The sequence below is a fragment of the Asticcacaulis aquaticus genome (assembly GCF_028550415.1).
Lineage (GTDB): Bacteria > Pseudomonadota > Alphaproteobacteria > Caulobacterales > Caulobacteraceae > Asticcacaulis > Asticcacaulis aquaticus.
This window is the reverse complement of the sequence record NZ_JAQQKX010000012.1, coordinates 1-17,011: the sequence shown is the minus strand read 5'-3', so window position 1 is coordinate 17,011 and position 17,011 is coordinate 1. Positions and strand designations below refer to the sequence as shown.

The 17,011-nt window shown below is 57.9% G+C and carries 19 protein-coding genes; 16 read left to right on the top strand and 3 right to left on the bottom strand.

Annotated elements, in window-relative coordinates; translation table 11 throughout:
* From PQU92_RS13965 to PQU92_RS13950, 4 genes are all read left to right on the top strand, one after another.
* On the top strand, nt 1-927 hold the full coding sequence (locus PQU92_RS13965; RefSeq protein ID WP_272748863.1) for a DUF2493 domain-containing protein: 927 nt from the start codon (nt 1-3) through the stop codon (nt 925-927).
* 114 nt (nt 928-1,041) lie between these two features.
* Nucleotides 1,042-2,286, top strand: coding sequence for an AAA family ATPase (locus PQU92_RS13960; protein ID WP_272748862.1), 1,245 nt, complete (start codon nt 1,042-1,044; stop codon nt 2,284-2,286).
* Entirely contained in the window at nt 2,286-2,831 is a 546-nt protein-coding gene (locus PQU92_RS13955; protein WP_272748861.1) for a hypothetical protein, read from the top strand. Before PQU92_RS13960 ends, PQU92_RS13955 begins: the two co-directional genes overlap by 1 nt.
* A gap of 63 nt (nt 2,832-2,894) precedes the next feature.
* Complete coding sequence (locus tag PQU92_RS13950) at nt 2,895-4,145, top strand: HEPN/Toprim-associated domain-containing protein (RefSeq protein WP_272748860.1); 1,251 nt, start codon at nt 2,895-2,897, stop codon at nt 4,143-4,145.
* Nucleotides 4,146-4,537: 392 nt separating this feature from the next.
* Here the strand turns inward: PQU92_RS13950 and PQU92_RS13945 are convergent, their stop codons facing one another.
* Entirely contained in the window at nt 4,538-5,290 is a 753-nt protein-coding gene (locus PQU92_RS13945; protein ID WP_272748859.1) for a phosphoribosyltransferase family protein, read from the bottom strand.
* A gap of 214 nt (nt 5,291-5,504) precedes the next feature.
* On the opposite strand from PQU92_RS13945, the gene PQU92_RS13940 reads away from it, so the two are divergent.
* From PQU92_RS13940 to PQU92_RS13905, 8 genes are all read left to right on the top strand, one after another.
* Complete coding sequence (locus PQU92_RS13940; RefSeq protein ID WP_272748858.1) at nt 5,505-6,077, top strand: Xre family toxin-antitoxin system antitoxin; 573 nt, start codon at nt 5,505-5,507, stop codon at nt 6,075-6,077.
* Complete coding sequence (locus tag PQU92_RS13935) at nt 6,074-6,550, top strand: RES family NAD+ phosphorylase (protein ID WP_272748857.1); 477 nt, start codon at nt 6,074-6,076, stop codon at nt 6,548-6,550. The genes PQU92_RS13940 and PQU92_RS13935 overlap by 4 nt, the downstream gene beginning before the upstream one ends.
* A 72-nt stretch (nt 6,551-6,622) precedes the next feature.
* Nucleotides 6,623-7,045, top strand: a complete 423-nt coding sequence (locus PQU92_RS13930) for an antirestriction protein (RefSeq protein WP_272748856.1) — start codon at nt 6,623-6,625, stop codon at nt 7,043-7,045.
* 759 nt (nt 7,046-7,804) lie between these two features.
* Nucleotides 7,805-8,692 carry a restriction endonuclease gene (locus PQU92_RS18920; RefSeq protein ID WP_272748855.1) on the top strand — a complete coding sequence of 296 codons (888 nt, stop codon included), beginning with the start codon at nt 7,805-7,807 and terminating at the stop codon, nt 8,690-8,692.
* A gap of 69 nt (nt 8,693-8,761) precedes the next feature.
* Nucleotides 8,762-9,277: a hypothetical protein gene (locus PQU92_RS13920; RefSeq protein WP_272748854.1), complete on the top strand. Its 516-nt coding sequence runs from the start codon at nt 8,762-8,764 to the stop codon at nt 9,275-9,277.
* Between the two features lie 261 nt (nt 9,278-9,538).
* Nucleotides 9,539-9,937, top strand: coding sequence for a single-stranded DNA-binding protein (locus tag PQU92_RS13915; RefSeq protein WP_272748853.1), 399 nt, complete (start codon nt 9,539-9,541; stop codon nt 9,935-9,937).
* 53 nt (nt 9,938-9,990) lie between these two features.
* Nucleotides 9,991-10,173 carry a hypothetical protein gene (locus tag PQU92_RS13910; RefSeq protein ID WP_272748852.1) on the top strand — a complete coding sequence of 61 codons (183 nt, stop codon included), beginning with the start codon at nt 9,991-9,993 and terminating at the stop codon, nt 10,171-10,173.
* 254 nt (nt 10,174-10,427) lie between these two features.
* Entirely contained in the window at nt 10,428-10,754 is a 327-nt protein-coding gene (locus PQU92_RS13905) for a hypothetical protein (protein ID WP_272748851.1), read from the top strand.
* On the opposite strand, the gene PQU92_RS13900 is transcribed toward PQU92_RS13905, so the two are convergent.
* A complete protein-coding gene (locus PQU92_RS13900) occupies nt 10,751-11,524 on the bottom strand; it encodes a hypothetical protein (RefSeq protein ID WP_272748850.1) in 774 nt (257 codons plus the stop codon). The two genes, PQU92_RS13905 and PQU92_RS13900, sit on opposite strands and share 4 nt — an antisense overlap.
* Before the next feature lie 66 nt (nt 11,525-11,590).
* On the opposite strand from PQU92_RS13900, the gene PQU92_RS13895 reads away from it, so the two are divergent.
* Both PQU92_RS13895 and PQU92_RS13890 read left to right on the top strand, forming a co-directional pair.
* Nucleotides 11,591-12,208 (top strand): hypothetical protein, encoded by a 618-nt coding sequence (locus tag PQU92_RS13895; RefSeq protein ID WP_272748849.1) that lies wholly within the window; start codon nt 11,591-11,593, stop codon nt 12,206-12,208.
* Nucleotides 12,205-12,372 (top strand): hypothetical protein, encoded by a 168-nt coding sequence (locus PQU92_RS13890; RefSeq protein ID WP_272748848.1) that lies wholly within the window; start codon nt 12,205-12,207, stop codon nt 12,370-12,372. The genes PQU92_RS13895 and PQU92_RS13890 overlap by 4 nt, the downstream gene beginning before the upstream one ends.
* 1,055 nt (nt 12,373-13,427) lie before the next feature.
* Here PQU92_RS13890 and PQU92_RS13885 read toward each other — a convergent pair.
* Complete coding sequence (locus tag PQU92_RS13885; RefSeq protein ID WP_272748847.1) at nt 13,428-14,255, bottom strand: oxidoreductase; 828 nt, start codon at nt 14,253-14,255, stop codon at nt 13,428-13,430.
* Nucleotides 14,256-14,385: 130 nt separating this feature from the next.
* On the opposite strand from PQU92_RS13885, the gene PQU92_RS13880 reads away from it, so the two are divergent.
* Both PQU92_RS13880 and PQU92_RS18915 read left to right on the top strand, forming a co-directional pair.
* Nucleotides 14,386-15,270 (top strand): AraC family transcriptional regulator, encoded by an 885-nt coding sequence (locus PQU92_RS13880; RefSeq protein WP_272748846.1) that lies wholly within the window; start codon nt 14,386-14,388, stop codon nt 15,268-15,270.
* Nucleotides 15,271-15,751: 481 nt separating this feature from the next.
* Nucleotides 15,752-16,930: a tyrosine-type recombinase/integrase gene (locus tag PQU92_RS18915; RefSeq protein WP_368407116.1), complete on the top strand. Its 1,179-nt coding sequence runs from the start codon at nt 15,752-15,754 to the stop codon at nt 16,928-16,930.
* Nucleotides 16,931-17,011: the final 81 nt, after the last annotated feature.

Here is a 17,011-nt window from a genome sequence, read left to right as displayed (position 1 = left end):
ATGTCTCTTTTCGGCGCCCCCACCACCTCTTACGATCACGTCACCGGCCTTGCCAACGATCCCCGTCCTTTCCCTTCCGAGGGCGAAGTCGAGCATCTGGGTCACGCCCTGATGACCGAAATCCTGGACACCTTCGGCAAGGACGCCATGGAAGATTACGCCAGCATGATCGCCCACTGCATCATCGGGGGCATCCACGCCGCCCAGCAGCGCATCGAGCGTGAATATGACCGCGCCACCAATGAACTGACGGGCCTGCACAGGGAGTTCGACGGCAGCGAGGTCAAAGACAGTCAGATCCAGGATGCCACTGACCGCTCGCGTGTGTTCGAAGCGGTTGCGGTTGTGCTGGAGACCTTCCGCCGCTCCGCTGAACGCACCTACGAAGTTCAGACCGGCGATGTCTGGACGCCCTATCGTGGCTCGACGTCAAATCGTCTGACGACCTTCGCGGTGATGGAAGCCGGCGAAACCCTGCGCCGTAAGCGCCAGCACGCTCAGAAGGGTGCCGAGCCGACGGCCAAATATGTCGTTTTCCGCGGTGTGCAGGCTGCCAATACCCAGGCCGATGCCGAACGCATCTTCGCGGCGCTCGATTATGCCAAGGCTCAATGCCCGGACATGCAGCTCGCTTGCACCGGCAATCTCGGTTCCGAAAAGATCGCCATGATGTGGGCGAAGAACAACAATATAATCGTTCACAAGTCCGATTTCTCGAAAGCGGCCGGTCGCCGAGCGCCCTTCGTGGCCAACGACACCCTGCTGAACCTGAAGCCGGTCATGGTCTTCTACATGCCGACCCCGGTAAATCCGCTGAACGAACGTGATGCCGAAGCGTCGGGGATCGTCCTCAATGTCGCGCAGAAAGCTGCCGAGCGCGGCATCTTGACCTTCAAGGTGGCGGCAGCCGCGAAGATAGCGGCCTGACGGCCGCTAACCCCCGCTCACGCGGGGGTTTCTTGTGTTCCCTGCCGAATGAAATGCCGAGATTGACAAATTATTGTCGAAGTCGCATTTATATAGGCTTGTGGAAGGACGAGAATGATCTATCGGGTTGAAATCGAGAACTTCTATTCGGTGCGGGAGCGGCAGGTTCTCGACCTCACCGTGGCCGATAATGTGCGGGCCGACGAAGAGCACCTTATGCCTCTGTACGAGGGGTCTGATCAGCGCGCGCCGAAGATTATCGCCATCTATGGCGCCAATGCGTCCGGTAAGACGACCCTCCTGCGCGCGATCGAGTTTATCGCGGGGTTTGTCTGCAACTCGGCGACACCTACCGAGATCAGTCAGGATATCCATCCCTTCAATGACGACGAGTGCCTGACGAAGCCGACCCGCCTCGCCATCGAAGTCGGTGGGATCATCAATCCGGAATATCTCTCAGAAGGCGCCCCTTATGAAATGGGCACCTTGCGCTATGAACTGGTCGTTCAGGCCGAGCACGGGATGGTGTCGCACGTCATTTCTGAGACCCTTTCCCAGCGACCGGCCCGAAAGATCAAGTGGTCGAAGGTGTTCGATCGGCAAGGCAATGAGGTGGTCAAGAACGCCGCGCAGTTCCGCCTTAACGGCTTCCGCCACCTGCTGAACACCCTGAAACCCGATGCCTCGCTAATCTCGACGTTCGCCTTCTTTACGCATCCGACGGCACATTTTTACGCCAAGGCCTTGGGAAGCTGGGTTTACACCAATCTCAACGTTGTTCCCGCCTTCATGTCCGGCGACCACACCCTGATGCAGCGCCTGAAGGCCGATCCTGTTCTATTGAAGGCCCTGAACCGCGATTTGAGCCGCATCGATCTGGGTATTCAGCAGTTTGCCGTCGAGGATGTGCCCAATCTCGGCCCGCAAGGGCGGTTTACCCATGCCGGCCACACGCGCGATCTGCCATGGGAGATGGAGAGCCAGGGTACGCAGGCCTTCGTCCGCCTGTTTCCGGTTTTGGCCGAGGCCCTGTCGATGGGCGGCGTCGCCTTGGTCGATGAATTCGATACGCTTCTTCACCCGCTGGTTCTCCCCGAAATCCTGCGCTGGTTCTATGATGATCAGGATCGGAACCGCGGAGGCAGCCAGCTATGGATGAGCTGTCATTCGGCAACCTTGCTGGAATATCTGACCAAGGACGAAGTCGTCATCGCGGAAAAGACGTCGCAAGGACGCACACACTTCTACACTCTGGCGGATATGTCGTCGCAGGAAGACAAGGCGCCGGTTCGCCGGTCAGCCAACCTCTATAAGAAGTACCTGTCGGGCGCGCTCGGCGGCGTGCCGATTGTCGGCTGATGCGTGCGTCAGGTCCACATCGAAGGATACTGGTTGGCTGCGAAGGGAAGTCGGAGGAGGGCTATGCCGCCTTTCTGGCCAGACTGAGCCGGGATCTGGGCCAGGGCGTCTATATCCAGCCCAGACATCTGCGCGGTGGAGACAGTCTGGCTCGACTGGAGTGGTTCGAAGATTTCATTGAAAAGGAGGAAGCGCGAACCTTCCCCTTCGATCACAGGTTCGCACTCCTCGATACCGATCGCGATCCGAGAACACCGCAAAGGGCGGCTCAGGCCTATGCGCTTGCCGTACGGATCGGCGTGAGGGTCATCCGGCAAGTGCCCGTGCACGAGGCGGTCCTGCTTCGGCATTTCGAGGGACGAACCCGGCATCAGCCGCCGGATGCAGCCACCGCTATGTCGGCGCTGCAGCGTGAGTGGCCCCAGTATGAGAAGGGATTGCCAGGGAACGACTATGCGCGCCATCTCTCCCGCGATCATCTGGTCCGCGTGTCTGACGTCGAGCCGGAGTTGCGGGAACTGCTCGTTGCGGCAGGGCTGGTGTGAGACCTGTTCATATCGCAGCCGTCGACCTTTTGCCGTTAGGATGGCTGATGTAAGCTGCGTTTCATGGGGTCGATGATTCATCTGAGCGTAGGGCGTCTGGAAATAGACTGGGGCAAGAACTCCGGTTTTACCGACCATGGTTCGTTGTTCCAAAAAGGGGACCAGGCGCTTGTTCCCTACTATTATGTCGACGAGAACAACAAACATAAGGCCGACGGCGGTTACAATCTGGTGCGCGTGGATCAGCCGGGCCTTTCCAAACCGCTCGCCCTGATTATTGATCGGCTGAAGCTTTTAGGGTGCACGGATGCGTGGGCCCGTCAGGAATTTGCCTATTATTCGGGGGTGAATGACTCCGATACGGATGCCTTCACCTATGAGCATCTGGCCCAAGCGCTCAGAACCTGTGACGTTGAGGCTATGTCGGCCGATTATGGTGACGGTGAGGACTTCGGAAAGTTTTTCCGGCGTCAGCTGTTTGATCGGTTGGGACTTGAGCACATTGTCGATGACCCGCTTCATGTACGCCATGCAGCGGCGGAAGCGATGGAGAATCTCAGCGCCTACACCGTTCTGCACTTGCTTGCCGAGAACCCACTGGCGGCCAAGCTGCCGGTGACGTGGCAATATGCCGACGTTTTGGATGGCGGTTGGGCGCGGGAGGAAACGTTTGAGGGCGGGGCTTCGCCTTCTGAGCGCTTCCTGATCGTTACCGAAGGCAGTTCCGACGCCAATATCATCCGTCACGGTTTCGACCTTCTCTTCCCGCACCTGGCCGACTTCTTCCAGTTCGTGGATATGAAGGAGGGCTATCCGTTCACCGGTATCGGCAACCTCTGTAATTTCGCAAAAGGGCTGGTAAGCATAGGCTATTCCAGGAACGTCCTGTTCCTCTTCGACAACGATGCCGAAGGTGTCGCCGGCCACGAAAGGACACGGAAGTTGTCCCTTTTGCCGAATATGCGCGCCCTAAAGCTTCCCGATCTCGATGACTTCAAGCGCTTCGCAACCAAAGGACCGGAAGGCGCGCATTTTTCCGACATCAACGGCAAGGCCGCCGCCATCGAGTGTTACCTGCAACTGCCTGAGGGCGCATTTGTCCAGTGGAACAATTTCAATCGCGAACTCGGTGTGTATCAGGGGGAACTCGTCAATAAAGGTGAGGTCATGCGGGCGTTTCTGGCGCTGGCGGACACCCATAGTCAATATGATTTCAGTCGCATCAGGCAAGTGCTGGAACATTTGATTGCGGAAAGCATAGCACTGGCGGAGAGTCAGGAAATCGCCCAACTGACGCTCGCGCTCGATAGGTAAGCACCCGTTATCTGTTTAGTGTCGGGCAGGGAAGGGGGCGCGTCCTGTCTTCGACAGGACCGGGCTCGTCGCAAGTCAGCCCCGCGATGCGGGTCTTCGCCCTTCGGGCCTCGATCCCTCGCGCGGGTGGCATGGCGAAGCCCCAGTCCGAATAGCAGGCAGAAAAAAAGCAGGCCGTTGAGCCTGCTTCATTCCATATAAATCTGATTAGCCGCTGCCTAATCGTCCACTACTTGGTCTTTACGACCTGGCCGTGAAGCGCTACGCGGGATGCTTCTGATCTTTAACGAGCGGGGCATCTCAAGCACGCTCGCCACCGAAGTGGACCTTATCTCTAACACCGTAAGGGCGGATTGTCAATGTCTAAGCCCCTTCGCACGGGGCCGTTACGGTTAGACGCGCTTCTTCTTGCCCGCTCGACTAAACCATGTGACGCACTGCCGCGGTGCGCCGAAGCCGGCCTCAGCCAGCCTCTTATCGGCAGATATAAGCGTTCCCCCCGTGCTGAGCAAGTCATCGACCAGCAAGAAGCGACTGTCGGCAGCGAGGTCCTCAGGCACTGCGTTCAGAACAAGCGGCGTGAAGTAGTGGCGTACCGAGGTTTGGACGCTTTTTGAGGTGAAGGCTTCCTCAGGACGATCCCGAAGGTGCTGCACCACGTTCCGGACGGTCTTTTCATCGCCGCGTGGGATCGACTTCGGGTCGTTTTCCAGAACCTGGGCAATATCGGCGATGGCCTGCGCGTTGGTTGCCTTGGAGAACAGCCGGGGGACATAGCGAAGCTTCATGTCATAGGCCAGCCGGCATGCCAGCATATCGGCCAGAGTCGAGGAGGAGGGCATCGGGGCAATCACATCGACCTGGCCAGCCAGTTGGGCCTCGATCACGGCCAAAATACCCGGAATGCTCTCGTTCAATCGTTTCAGGCTGCTGAAGGGAATGGTCAGCTCATCGAGCCCCTTCAAAGCGTATATCAGCGGAAAATTGTCGCCGCGAACCTTCTGGCCCCGATCCCGTGACGCCTTGGCCGAGTCGAACAGCCTCTGGAACACGCTGTAGATCGGCAGATGGTCGATTTTATCAAAGGCTGGATTGCCGTCGACTGTGGTGACCAGATGCCCGTTCACCGCGTGATCGACGATCACTACCTTATCGTCGATTATCAGTCCCAACCCTTAGCCCGCCCCGATTCCTGTTGCCTTGCCGCATCGCCTATCACTATTGGACCCGTCGCGCAAACGGCCACGCGCGCAGACTCCGGAGAGTGTCGCTCCCTCGCAACCTGCGGAATCGTACATCTTGCGAATGTACAAAAGCGCATCCAAATGATAGTGTCAAAACATCCATTTGGAGTTAGACATGTCGATTGTCATCAAGCCTTCAACAGGCAAGGCGCGCAAAGTCGGCGCGGTGCCGCGCATCTCCCGCGATGCTTCGACGGGCGAGTTCGTTCATACGCAGGTTCCAACGGTGAATGCTTGGCATCGTTGGGTCGCTACGGACAGATCCAAATATCTATTCTTTTTCCGATGTGCGGCCGCAGAACGGATCGATCTCATCCGACACGGCGTGGAAGCGGTTTCGGTGCGAAATATGTCCGACGACCTGGGCCTCGCACAGAAGGAATTCCTGTCGGCTCTGCGGATTTCGCAAGCGACAGTGAGCCGGAAGATATCGGAGAAAAAACCCCTGTCGCCGCCCGACAGCGAAAAGGTGCTGGGCGTGGCTTCGCTGGTTGGTCAGGTCCAGACGATGATCAGCGACTCCGGTGGAGAAGATGAATTCGACGCAGCCGGTTGGGTCGGTCGGTGGCTGACCGAACCGCATCGGGCGCTCGGGGGAAGCACGCCATTGCAATTCCTCGACACGAATGAAGGCTTGAAGCTCGTTTCGGACTTGCTCTCACGGCAGCAGAGTGGCGCCTACTCATGAGTCACGTGGTGTGGCGAATCGGGACCGTCACGCCCGACTATAGCGCGGATGACAAAACAGGCATTGGCGCGTCCAAGACCGGCGGTCGGTGGAACTACAAGGACACCCGCCTGATTTACACGGCGGAGAGCCGGGCCTTGTGTTGCCTGGAGACTGCGGTCCACATTGAGACTGAGCTGCCGTTCAATCGCTTTCTCGTGGCCTATGAGATACCCGATGATATCTGGGCGGCAAGGCAGGTACTGACGGACACGACGGCACCAAAGGGATGGGATGCTTCGCCTGCCGGTCTTCCCAGTATGGCCTATGGCACGAACTGGGTGAAGTCGGGGGCCGAAGCCCTGCTGGTGGTGCCTTCGATCGTTGTGCCGGAGGAATCCTGCATCCTGATAAATCCTGAACATCACGACATGGCGCGGATCGACGTCGAGATCGTTCGCAAATGGTTTTACGATCCTCGACTGAGGGGCTAGGCGTAACAGGTCGCTAAAAGAAAAAGGAAGGGCTTCCCGAAGGCGGTTCACTGCCTGAAGGAGGCCTTTCCCATGACCGATACCGTCACGACCAATTTACCGACCGCGACCGTGGTACCAGACGACGAGCGGACGAATTTCATTCCGACGATGTTACCCGGGGTGCCGCTTATCTCGGCCGAAAACTATGTCTTCGATATCATGTCCAATCTCTGCCGGGAATATGCGGGTGGATTCTGGAACTATTACCGCACCAGCAATGGCGCGCTTTACATGGCCCCGGCGGGCTACGGCCGGATGCGGCTGATGTGCGACGGCAACTATTTTGACGACGAGATGACCGAAGACGCGGCGGGTATCGTGGCGACATTGTTCGCCATGTCCCATCTTTCGTTTCGGTTCAAGTCGGACGCCCTGTCCGAGAATTATCACCGGCTCCGCGAGTTTGCTTACACGCACCCCGAGACCGAACTGATCTCAAGAGCAATCGACTGAGCGGGTAGATATGACAACCATTGGACACAGGGCTATCGGGCTGGAAAGGCCGGCCTCGACACCGACAATAATCAACCAACGGCATGGCACTTCGGTTTCGATCAGGGGCGGAAGGATCGCAACAGGCAGGCACTACGTGCGTGTCTGAAGGCGGCAAGGGCGGACGAAATGAACAGTCCTAGTCGGTAGGATGTCTCAATACGCAGATGACGGGTAAAGCGCTTTATAAAGTGCTTTACCTTTCGCTTTATGTATTCGCGGCTGAAATGCGAACGGGCGCCCGGAGGGGCGCCCGCCAATGTCGCCAGATTCGAGGGGGGGGGGGAAGTGAGCCCGGCGACACTCCGACTATAGGCAACGAACGCGATTGGTACAAAGGATCGTTGATCACAACCCCGTCAGCACGTTTGAGGTTTCTCCCACACTTCCACCTTTCGCCGGGCCGCCTAGATGAGTGCCGGTGCCGCAAAGGAGAAGGCGTTATGATGCGCCGTCAAGCCGACGATGTCGGTCCAATGGGGTATAGATAGGCCCGAGAGCAGGATCATCATCTGGATCCTCCAGATTATTTGTGCAACGAGCTGTTGCACAATTGGCCATGAAGACCAATCGGGCCTCGCTGCCGCTACTCATACGCTAAACTCCCCTTACTAGGGGTATGCCCAGAAGAGTTTAAAAAAGCGTCACAGGCCCTATGAGTCATGGCGTTGACGCTCTTGACGGGAGTGAGCCAGCCGTCGGATATAGGCCCCGGGGTCGGTGCCGCAGTATGATCAGGTTTCGGTACTCGAAACCCTGGTACGGAAATTTTCGCGCGTACCGCCGTTTGTCACGGCGCCGTTGGCGCTGATCTCGCACATCGGCTTTAGCCAGGTGACAAGATGGACGGTGTTACCTGCACCGGAAGATGTGACGACCGTCGCCAGTTTCTATCAAGATGTTCTGTTCTGGGCAGTGATCAAAGCCTGGGCCACTGTCTTCCAATATCTCGTTCCCCTGATCATGCTGTTTAGCATTGTCCTGTGGTTCAAGGCGTTTCTCGTCCGCTGGCAGGATGAAAAGCGCTTCGCGCGGGTCGCGGCTTCTCCCGTTCACAGCTCTCTCCATGAGATGACCTGGCAGGAATTCGAGCGTCTGGTGGGGCGCGCCTTCGTGTCTATGGGCTATAAGGTACAGCATACAGGCCGGGCCGGGGCCGATGGCGGCATCGATCTGATCCTGCGTCGGGGATCGGAAACGGCCCTTGTCCAGTGCAAGCACTGGAAGGCGAACAAGGTCAGCGTCGAAAAGGTGAGGGAACTGTTCGGTCTGATGGCCGAACGAGGCGCCGCGCAAGGGTATCTCGTCAGCGCCGGCGATTATACCCGCGATGCAGGACGCTTCGCGTCGGGTAAGAATATCACCCTGGTGACGGGTGAACAGCTCCACCGGCTGATAAGCATCGGTAGGTTGCCGTCTGAGGTATCGGTGACGGAGGCCGTTCAGGTGGCCGCGGTGTTCGATGGCCAGAGCTGCCCGGACTGCGGCGGCGCCATGGTGGAGCGCACGGCTCGACGGGGACGCAATATCGGGCAGACATTTTGGGGATGCCGCAAATACCCTCAGTGCAACGGAATCCGCATGGGGGGAGGGCGCCCGGCGAATTGAATGGGGCGCTGCGCGCCAAAGACAAAGGAAGGGCCGGGATGGGTGTCTTTGATCCTGAAGGAGCCTGCCATGGCCGATTATCATTCCCCGTCCGTCGTTGACCCTAAAGTCCCACTCGTCGACATGAGCCCGCTGGAGCAATTGTTGCTGACGCACATCTACGAGTCCGAGCCGGCCGACGGCGGGGTCTATCTGTTTGCTGAGTTGTCGGTCGACACCATGCCGTCGGTGAATGTGGGAAAACTGCGCGTCGCCTATGCCGAGTCCCTCGCCTTCGAGAGCCGGATCTTGCCGGCGGTTAAGCTGTGGATCGACAAGGTCAGTGATGCCGAGGATGCCGAGGAGACCGATTTCGACTTCGACGCCCATCTCGATACCTATGCGCACGAGGTGATACTTCAGGACATCGTCCGCCGTTCGCCCACGGTCTCCTATTTCACGATCGAGACGGCCCACACCTGCACGAAGATGCGGTCGGATGGCTTCGGTGGGAGCGCCAGCCTGATCCATGCCGATGGTATCGAGTTCCAGAGCACGACGGGGTTCCTGGAAATGGCCATATCCGCTCTGAACTTGCCGGACTGAACCGGCGGCGCGGTGGAACCTGCACGGTATCCCCAAATCCGATCCTTGGGCACATCCCTCGGCCGCGTTGGCAAAACCGCGATCAATCATGCCAGGTCTAACCCAGCCGTGCCGAGGCTCAAGGGGCAAGCCCTTCTCCACTCCGTTTCGACCCTTCGGGTGAGCCCCGGCCCTGTGGCCGGGAAATCCCTCAGCATGATCGCGGTAAAGCCGCGAGCCCGAGGGGATGAGCCCCGAGGGTCAGGTTAAATGGAGCTACCCATGAAGTGCAAAGTCCAACTGATCGGCCGCCTCGGTGCAGAACCGGAAATCACCACCCTGCCGAACGGCGCTCAGGTCGCCAACCTCTCGGTCGCCACCGAAGAATACTGGAAGGACAAGCAGGGCCAGGCCCAGCGCCGCACCACCTGGCACCGCGTCAAGTTCTGGTCCGAGGGCACGATCGGCTACATCAGCCGCAACGTCGCCAAGGGCCAGCTGGTCGAGGTCGAAGGCACCTTCCGTTACGAGGAATATAACGACCGCGAGGGCGTAAAAAACAAGGTCCCGGTCATCAACGGCACCAACATCATGCCGCTGTCGTTCAACGAGGGCCAGGGCGGCAACGAACAGACTGCCGGTGGCGGCTCCAGCAACGAGCACGACGAAATCCCCTTCTGATCACACAAGGCCCTCCGGCTTCGGTCGGAGGGCTTTCTTCTGGAGCGACGACCATGACCTTTCCGTCTTCTTTCGAACCTTTCGACGATGTGGGCCCGGATGACGGCGAGTGGGAGCTGATCCTGGAGTCAGCTCGTGCGCAGGACCGGCTGGACGAGCAGGCCGAAGATTACCGCCTTGAGCTGGCCGAGTATTTCGGCATCGCCGAGGCCGACCAGAGGCTGGGTGCCGACTGATCTGTTGCTGGCGGGTATCGGGTCTGGAGGCCTCGGGCCTCCGAACCGATACCCGTGCATCCGGGCGTCGCCTGATGGCCGCACCGCCGCTTCGCTAGACGCGGTGCGCGACGATGGGGCGGCGTGCAGGTCATCCCATCCTACCAGCCATCCCGATCCGTCAACGGCTGCCGCCGTTCCCCTTCGGTGACTGATCGGGGCCCTGGCTGGCAGGGAGGAGGCCTCTTTCACCTCAAGGCAAAAGGAGCCTTTTCATGGTTTACATGGTCGACAATCTCATCGGTTTCATAGGGCATTCGCGCGGGTTCGCATTCCGTTTGATCAGCCGCGACCGGACGATAGACCCAGACATTCATCTGAGCATGCGCTCCGTCATTGCCGAGCAATTGAACGAAGTGACGCTGACGGCATTGCGCAAGATGCACCGGGACCAGGTGGCCGCAGATGCCTTTCTGGAAATCGCCATGCCACATCCGGAGTTTCAGATGACCATCAAGGCCGTGCCGTACCGGGTGTGGCGGGCGGAGCGACGCAACAAGCGTAAAGCCACGCTTTTTCTCAAACGCTTCTGGGAGGACTAGAGAGCGATATTGATGCCGAGATGGGCCGCGAGCAAGGCGAGCGCGGCCTTTACTGCCGTTTCGCCTGCCTGATCGGCCAGGGTCTTCGCAATAAATCTCAGCGCCGGGGTCAGGAGCCTTTCCATTATGGACCGCTCCACACGACTTACCCGGATAAGCACTTTGGACGCGCTGAGTTCTGCACTCAGTCTGTCCTTGTCTTCGCCCAATATTTCTGAGGCCATATTACTGCTGCGGAGGAGCATGATCAGCTCGTCGATCTTGTCATTCAGTTCCAGGATGGCCGGCGACTGCGGATCGATGGTCGCAATCGCTTCATCCGGCTCCGGTTCCACCTTTTCTGCGTCTCGAACAAGTGGCCCAAGATCCCTGAGCAGGTCGCGAGCAAAGGGGCCGACGATGTTGCGATTCAGGGCGTCCAGCGTTTGCGCGACGTTGTTTCCCGCCCGAAAGTGCGCCAGGCCGAAATGGTGCCAGCCATGGGGCTCTCGGAACTGCCGCATGAGCCCGATGAACTGGGCGTCCCGTTCTTGCTTGTCGGTACTGATGAGTTCAGAGAGCTGTCGGCTAACCCCACCCCGCGTAGCCTGTTCGAACCAAGGCTCGAACTTAAATCCAGCGGTCGCCGCATCGATATAGCTTGCGACCGCAGGTTCGGAGTCCAGAAGATCCAGCCATGCCCCGACGCGCATTTCAAACATCTTGGGAGATGCCTGCATGATGTCGCCGAGCTTCTCGTGGTAGGTCCGCTCGAATTCTTCCCGTGTCATGTCTCCCCCGACGCGATGACCCGCGCTATCTTGCTTGTGTATTTAGATGGTTAGCGGGATTCGGCGGTGGGCAGAGAGAAGAAAAACTTCGGTCGGTGCGCCCTGTGTCTGGAATACAAGACGCTGCGTGACAGCCACATCATTCCAGAGCTTTGGTATGCGGGTCTTTATAACGAAGACGGTTACATGAACGAGGTGTCGGTAGACGTTTCCAAACATCCAAAGCGGGTCCGGAAGGGTTATCACGAGTATCTGCTTTGTCAGGAATGCGAGGCCATCATCCAGAAATATGAGGATGAAGCCAAGCGCCTGCGCGATGGAACAGGTCTTTTCAGTCAGGATGTCGCCGACAACTTAGCGGTCATTGGCGGCCTCGATTACAGCCGGTTCAAACTGTTTCAGCTATCTGTTCTCTGGCGCATGGGAGTGTCCGCCAATCCCCTGTTTGCGGCCGTCAGCCTCGGATCCGATGAAGAGGTGCTGAGGCAATGGGTGTTGCACGGGAATCCGGGTGAAGTCGGTGACTACGGGTGCGCGATCGGGTGCCACACCTACAAAGGCCTCCACGCCAAAAACTGGATGATCCCACCTGATAGGCAACCTTTGATTATGCCGCGATCGGGTCGAGAAGGCTGGCGGTACATTACCATTTTCGGGGCTTCAGCTGGCAGTTCTGGCTTATGACTGACGATGAGGTGGATGAGGAAATGAAGATGCTTCTCCTGCAAAAGGACGGGTCATTTCTGACTACCGTGGAAGACATTATGGCAAAGGAAGGCGTGAGGGTGGCGCTGCGCCAGATCAGAGAAAACCTGGCAACTCAAAAAGAACAAAAAAAGAACAAATGACTCGACTCTGGGCCTGACCGGAGTTAGCTTAGGGGCACATTCACTTCTTCAGGTGCGACCTATGTTTGACAGAATTCAGACAACGAACCCGTGTGTCCAATTGCATGATGGTGCCAAGGTGCGGCTCGATATCCGTGGGCATAGACGTCCCATCTTCATCGCCGATCGATGTGGCTTGCACTATGATATTGCAGGTCAGACCTATGATCTGTCCGGAAACCCGGTCGATCCGAAGGCTCCGGCGATCCTCGAAGTGCTCCAATAGAGAGAGCAGGGCGGGTCCGCGCGCCGGTGGGGCGATCCCGCAGGGCGGGCCGGGCTCTTCGCAAGTCAGCCCCGCCGGTGGCGGGTCTTCGCCCTTCGGGCCTCGATCCCTATCGCACAAGCGGCGCGGTCCAGTGAGGGACGCAAACGACGGCTTTTAGGGCTGACATGCAGGCCGGCTTCGCCTTAGCCTGGCCGCCGCTCGGTCTCCGACCTTCGGGCGCGTCGAGTACCGGCTGGTCGCCGGTACGGTCATCTCATCAATGATCGTCCCATCGTACCAGATCACCTCCAATGTCAACGGCTAAGCCGTTTCCCTCCGGAAAGGGCAGGCCCTTTCCTCCGGTGACATTCGAGGGCTCCGATCTGTTCCTCGCTCCTATCATCGATTTCGATAGGAAAGGATCAAGACCATGTTCAACCCACACCCTTACAAAGCGCCTCAGCCTTACGACTACAACGATGCGGAGACCTTGGCTTTGCTTGACGCCATGGAGACACGGTGGAAGCGGGAGCGGAGACAGAAGGAGCGGATGGCGTATTTGCGTCAGCGCAAAAAACGGTAATCGAAGGCGCCCATCAGGATCACCTGGTGGGCTTTTTTTCGTTTCGAGATGACAATCCAGGCGTAACTCCCGTTAGAAACGGACATAGGGACGAGAGCCTTTTCGGGTCTGATCCACACTCGGTTCCAATGAGGGGGGACGCCCGGCCGTGCCGTCTGGGGGAAAGAGGCCGCGAAGGTGCATACGGACCTGCGAAACATCGCTGCGGCTAAATCATCCTCTTAGTCACCCGTCGGTCGACAGGGTAATTGCCTCCCACGCCTCTATCTCATCGCGCAGGCGCTCTATTCTGGCCGATACAAACTTCAAAGCATCGCTTCCGAGCAGCAGTTGCGGCGGCGGATTACCTGATGCAATGAGCCTCAAGACGGCGCTCGCCAATTTGTCCGGGTCTCCGAGCTGATGGCCGCTCTTTTCCTCACGGGCCTGACGAATGGGATCGAACAGATGATCGTAGTCGGCAATTGACCTGTCGGTTCGGACCATCGAACGTCCCGCCCAGTCTGTTCGGAAAGACCCCGGACACAGCGCAGTCACGTGAACTCCGAAAGGTGCCATCTCGGAGCGCATAACCTCAGAGATGCCCTGCAGCGCGAATTTGCTGCCACAGTAGTAGGCGATCCCAGGCATGGTGATCATGCCACCCATCGATGTCACATTGACGATAAACCCACTACGCCGTGAACGAAAACGCGGCAGGAACGCCTTGGCGACGGAAACGGCACCGAAGACATTGACGTCGAACTGCCGTCGCATTTCGTCAAGCGGCGATTCTTCAAGAACGCCTTCATGTCCGTATCCGGCGTTGTTAATGAGAACATCGATCGGGCCGTGTTCGCTTTCGACCTCTTCAACGATTCCCTCAATTCGATCGAAATCTGTGACATCATGAAGTACGGCATGGGCATCGGGCAGCAGTTCCTTGAGCCTTGCTCTCGATGTTTCGGAGCGGACAGTGCCAATCACCTTGTGCCCATTGGCAACCGCGGCCTTCCCGATCGCGAAACCAAAACCGGAATTTGTGCCGGTGATAAAGAAGGTTTTCTGGGACATTCACGATACCTCGTTTGTTGCTCGTCCATTTGACTGATAGTCTCCCAGGGTTTTACAATCGAGGCCAATTCATCTCAAAGTCTTGCCAGTTCCTATGAATACGCAGAGCAGCCATAAAAAGCGCAGTAGGTTGATCGACGTCGCTGGGGCTCTGGCGCCCCATCAGGGATACAATCCAACTGGGCTTCGCAACGTCCGGCTTCTCAGAACAGAGGCGGTTCTGACCGATGTTCCCGTGCTTTATCATGCCGGGGCTGTCTTCGTGTTGCAGGGCCGGAAGCAGGGTGTTCTTGCTGGCGACGTCTACGTTTACGACGAAGACCACTACCTCGCCGTGGCAGTCCCAGCTCCCTTCCGTATGGAATCTGCGGCAAGCCCTGAACGGCCACTTCTGGCTGTTTATTTCGAGTTCGATATGACCGTCGTAGCCGAGATCCTGTCTGCGCTCGACGGTCAGCAAACGGACACCGCGATCCAGGCAAGGAGCCTTGTATCCAGCCGCATGGAGCCCGAGGTTGAAGATGTTCTCTTGCGCTTACTTGTGGCTTTATCCAACCCGGCGGAGACGGCAGTCCTGGGAAACAGCATCCTGCGAGAACTGCACTACCGGATTCTCGTCGGTCCTCAGGGATCAGTAATGGTCGCGGCTCTAAACCGCAGGGGCGTGGCCGGACGGATCACGGAAAGTATCGCCCGCCTGAGTCAAAGTTTCTGCTCTGAGATTTCGATTGCGGCGTTGGCGGGTGAAGCCGGCATGAGCATTCCTTCCTACCACGCGCACTTCAAGGCGCTGACCGGAACCAGTCCAATACAATATGTGAAGGCGTTGCGCCTTCATCGGGCCAGGGCTCTCCTCGCCCGACAAGACCGGACGATTGCCGAAATCGCCATGTCCGTAGGCTATGCCAGTCCCGCCCAGTTCAGCCGTGATTTTAAGCGACATTTCCGGCGAACGGCAGCGGAAGAGGTGAGGTGGGCGCGCCAGAATCTCGGCGAGATGCGCTCCGACTATTGATCTTTATCTGCAGCGATCCATTGGGGGCCCGGATCGCTTTTCCCCTCATTCGGCCGCGGCATATCCGGGATCACGTAGGTCGGGGTTCGCATGTCTGCACGTTCAACATCGGTCGTTTTCCATGTTAACGGAATTGGCTTTTTTTAACATGGGGGCGGGACGTGTTAGCGAAAATGCGCTTTCGTTGACAAGTCGTCGCGGGCTCCCAGTGCGGCACCCCGGATGAATCCGATCGGCCTTCTGAGAGGTGGAAAGTGGCTATACTGTCTCCAGAACACATTTTCGGGGGCTTGACCGCGTAATCCGAAAATGTCCGGTTCTGGACCGGGCCACCGGTAGGATCGAAAAGCCCTTGTCCACAAGCCGTTAGAGCCGAAATGAACATTCTGGACCTTGATCAGAAACAGCCCCCAAAAAGGGTAAAAAGAGAGGTACACCTGACGCCTCCTCTGGAGGTTTAAGTCTCTCTTTTGTACATAAAATCAATGGCTTCGTAGACATTGATGGTGGTCTCGGCCCCCACTCGAAAAGTGGCCGTACTGATGCCCAGTATTCGCAAAGAACAGCGACACAACCACTTAAAGCACGCCTCAACGGCAACGTCGCCCGCCGGGCCGCTACCGGCAAAAACTTTTATATTTGGGACACTGAAATCCCCGGTTTTGGCCTCCGTTTTAGAGCAAACGGCACTAAGCGGTGGATAACTCGATTTTTTGAACGCGGCAAAGCTCGAACGGTCACGCTTGGTGCCGTGGCAGAGATGCCAGCGAAGGAAGCGAGGCTGGCTGCGCAGCAACGCCTCAAGCAGTTAGCGCTTATCGGTCTTCCAAAGAAACCGGCCCACAATCAGTCCAAGGCGCAGACGACCGTGTTCGCCGCATTGGTCGATACCTTCTTGGAAGATCGCCCCTTTGCGTGGAAACCACGAACCGAGAAACGCCATATAGCCTGCATTCGGTCAGCGATCCTTCCGCAGTTTGGCGAGCGTTGCGTAGAGGGTCTGCGGCGCGAGGACGTGATGCGATGGCGGGACACACGTATCGGAAACACCAAGTGCTTTAACATCGAAATTGCCGTTCTCAGCGCCCTTTTTGAATACGCTGAGAAGCTGGGTATTCGTAAGATCGACACCAACCCCGCCCGTGGGATTCCTCGCCTGAAGCAGACAATCCGGGAGCGCTTCCTGACGTTGCCGGAATACCGGCGACTGTTCCAGCGGTTGGACGAGTGCGATGACCAACTTCGGGCAAATTCTATCCGCCTGCTCCTTCACACCGGCGCGCGGCATATGGAGATTGGTGGGCTTCGCTGGGGCCATGTCTCTAGCGGTCGCCTTGAGATTCCTGACAGTAAAACCGGCCCGAAGACCATTCTTCTCAGCCGGCAGGCTCAAGGCATTCTAGCGTCACTGCCACGAGGCGACGATCACGACCTCGTCTTCTCGCCGAATGGCCGAACCCCCGCCTATCTGGGCAAGTTTTGGATGAACTTCCGCTCAAGAGCCGGATTGCCAGACGTCCGCCTCCATGACCTCCGGCACAGTTACGCATCTATCGCCGTGCAAAATGGGATCAACCTCGCTCACGTGGGGAGGCTGTTAGGGCACGCCCTGCCGGAGACAATGAACCGCCCCGGCTTTGCCGGAGGCTCATTGGTTTAAGTTACGCGGCCAATTCTAAAGTGTCGAGGGCAGCGTAGTAGAGTTGTTCGGCCTCGGCTGGTGGGATGTTGCCAATGGGTT